The sequence below is a fragment of the Actinophytocola sediminis genome, from assembly GCF_054779715.1.
Genome location: NZ_BAAGXS010000149.1, coordinates 1 through 2,781 on the forward strand (window position 1 = coordinate 1; position 2,781 = coordinate 2,781).

The following is a 2,781-nucleotide window of genomic DNA, read 5'->3' on the forward strand; positions in this document are numbered from 1 at the left end:
GCCGCGACGGCCTCCGCGGTCGCCGCGTCCGTCCGCGCCCGCGCCGCCAGGTCGGCCAGCGGATCGGGCGGTGGCGGCGGCTCCGGGGTCGGGGTGCACGCGATCACCGGTGCGGCGGCGGCCAGCAGCGCGAGCCCGCGCAGCACGTCACGGCGCGCAACGTTCATCACAGCCGGTCATCCTGCCAGGCGGGTTCGCCACCCGGTCGGCGGCACCACGCCTGCGCGGGACCGACTCGTGGACCACGACGAGATACGCTTGGCAACCACGGTTGGTGAGTACACCGCCATCACGACAACGCAGGGGAGTGGCACGTGCCCGATCAGCGACAACGGACCGCCGGAGCCAGCGAGACGCTGGAGCCGGTGGTCGCCGACGCCGTCGCGCGGGCCGGCTACGACCTCGAACATCTGCAGATCCAGCCCGCGGGCCGGCGCCAGCTGGTCAAGGTCGTCGTCGACTCCGACGACGCCACCGCGGGCATCGGGCTCGACCAGGTCGCCGAGGTCAGCCGGGCGGTGTCCGCGGCACTCGACGAGCTCGAGAGCAGCGACTCCGCGGACAACACGCTCGGGGGCTCCTACACCCTCGAGGTCACCTCGCCCGGTCTCGACCGGCCGTTGACCCGACCGAGGCACTGGCGCCGCGCACGGCTGCGCAAGGTGGCCGTACGGGTGGGTGAAGATGCCTTCGTCGCGCGTGTGGGGGATGCTGACGACCACGGCGTGCACCTGTTGGTCGATGGCGACCTCAGGCACGTCAGCTACACCGACCTCGATCACGCGGTGATCGAGGTCGAGTTCCGCGAGCCGCCGGCCGCCGAGATTGCCAAGCTGGAACAAGAGGAGGGGTCGCGGTGAACGTCGATATCGCGGCGCTGCGAGCGATCGAGCGAGACAAGGACATCCCGTTCGACACGGTGATCGAGGCGATCGAGACCGCACTGCTCACCGCCTACAAGCACACCGAGGGCCACCAGTCACACGCCAAGATCGACATCGACCGGCGGACCGGCATCGTCCGGGTGATCGCCTACGAGCTCGGCCAGGACGGCGAGGCGGCCCAGGAGTGGGACGACACCCCGGAGGGGTTCGGCCGGATCGCGGCCACCACCGCCCGCCAGGTCATCCTGCAGCGGCTGCGGGACGCGGAGAACGAGAAGACCTTCGGCGAGTTCTCCGCCAAGGAGGGCGAGATCGTCTCGGGCGTGGTGCAGCGCGACGCGCGGGCCAACTCCCGGGGCATGGTCGTGGTGCAGGTCGGCGACACCGAGGGTGTGCTGCCCTCGGTCGAGCAGGTGCCCGGTGAGCGCTACGAGCACGGCGTCCGCATCAAGTGCTACGTGCTCGGGGTGAGCCGGGGAACCCGCGGCCCCCAGATCACGTTGTCCCGTACCCATCCCAACCTGGTGCGCAGGCTGTTCGCGCTCGAGGTGCCGGAGATCGCCGACGGCACCGTGGAGATCCCGGCGGTGGCCCGCGAGGCCGGCCACCGCTCGAAGATCGCGGTCCGGTCGACGGTGCCTGGAGTCAACGCGAAGGGCGCCTGTATCGGCCCCAACGGCTCGCGGGTGCGCAACGTGATGAGCGAGCTGCTCGGGGAGAAGATCGACATCATCGATCACTCCGAGGACCCGGCCACGTTCGTCGGCAACGCGCTGTCGCCGGCGAAGGTGGTGTCCGTGCGGGTCGTGGACGAGCGGGCCAAGACCGCCAGGGTCATCGTGCCCGATTTCCAGCTCTCGCTGGCCATCGGCAAGGAGGGGCAGAACGCCCGGCTGGCCGCCAGGTTGACCGGGTGGCGCATCGACATCCGCAGCGATGCGGCGGCCCCGACACCCGCCGGCGGGGTCCCGTCAGCGGGCTCGCCAGATGTGACGCCGACCGGATCTTCGACTGCGGGTTCGGTCGAGTAAGCCAGACGGGATAGACTCTTCAGTGGTTCACCGTTCTGGACCGGCGTCCGCTCGTCCCAAGGCCTCGCGCCCGGTACGTACCTGCGTCGGCTGTCGGGTCAGAGTGGAGGCCGGTGAGTTGCTCAGGGTCGTGCTCGTCGACGGAAACCTGGCTCTCGACCTGCGGCGTCGTGCCGCGGGGCGGGGGGCGTGGCTACATCCCGACGCGGGTTGTCTGGACAAGGCCGAGCGGCGGCGCGCGTTCGCGAGAGCGCTGCGCGTGCCAGGTCCGCTCGACATCGGCTCGCTCCGGAGTGGTCTGGAGCAGCTGGATCACCGCGTGACCGGACCGGGATCTTCCCGGGCCGGGCTGGATCAACGAAAGCAGGTCGACCCGTCATGAGTCAGCCGTGAAGCTGAAGCCATGAACCCCAGGGAATAAGACGAGGTCGAGCGGGACCATGCCGCCGGCCTCACTCGGACGAGGAGAGCAGTGGCAGGCAAGGCCCGAGTGCACGAGCTCGCGAAGGAGCTCGGAGTAACCAGCAAAGAAGTTCTCGCCAAGCTCAAGGATCTTGGTGAGTTCGTGAAATCCGCGTCGTCCACGGTGGAGGCCCCGGTGGCCCGCCGGTTGCGTGACGCATACCCCAAGCCAGGCGGCGCCAAGGGCGGCCGGCCACGGCCGGCCGGAGCCCCCGGCCCCCGGCCGGGCGGCGACCAGCGTCCCGCCGGTCCGACCCCGCAGCCGGCCCAACAGTCAGCACAGCAGCCGAGGCCACCGGCCCAGGCCCAGCCCCAGGGCGGCCCGAAGCCGGGCGGCGCCCGACCGGGCCCGGCCAGGCCGACGCCCGGCGCGGCTGCCCCGCCGGCTCCGCCAGCGCCAGAAC

At 71.1% G+C, this 2,781-nt stretch carries 4 protein-coding genes; all 4 read left to right on the forward strand.

Going from position 1 to position 2,781, the window contains the following annotated elements:
* The first annotated feature begins 314 nt into the window (after positions 1-314).
* A complete protein-coding gene (gene rimP, locus ACYVIP_RS44780) occupies positions 315-860 on the forward strand; it encodes a ribosome maturation factor RimP (protein ID WP_460407345.1) in 546 nt (181 codons plus the stop codon).
* Positions 857-1,915, forward strand: a complete 1,059-nt coding sequence (gene nusA, locus ACYVIP_RS44785; RefSeq protein WP_460407346.1) for a transcription termination factor NusA — start codon at positions 857-859, stop codon at positions 1,913-1,915. Before rimP ends, nusA begins: the two co-directional genes overlap by 4 nt.
* Positions 1,916-2,033: 118 nt before the next feature.
* Complete coding sequence (locus ACYVIP_RS44790; RefSeq protein ID WP_460407348.1) at positions 2,034-2,297, forward strand: YlxR family protein; 264 nt, start codon at positions 2,034-2,036, stop codon at positions 2,295-2,297.
* A gap of 90 nt (positions 2,298-2,387) precedes the next feature.
* Positions 2,388-2,781 (forward strand): translation initiation factor IF-2 N-terminal domain-containing protein (locus ACYVIP_RS44795; RefSeq protein WP_460407350.1); only part of this gene is annotated, 394 nt, incomplete at its 3' end.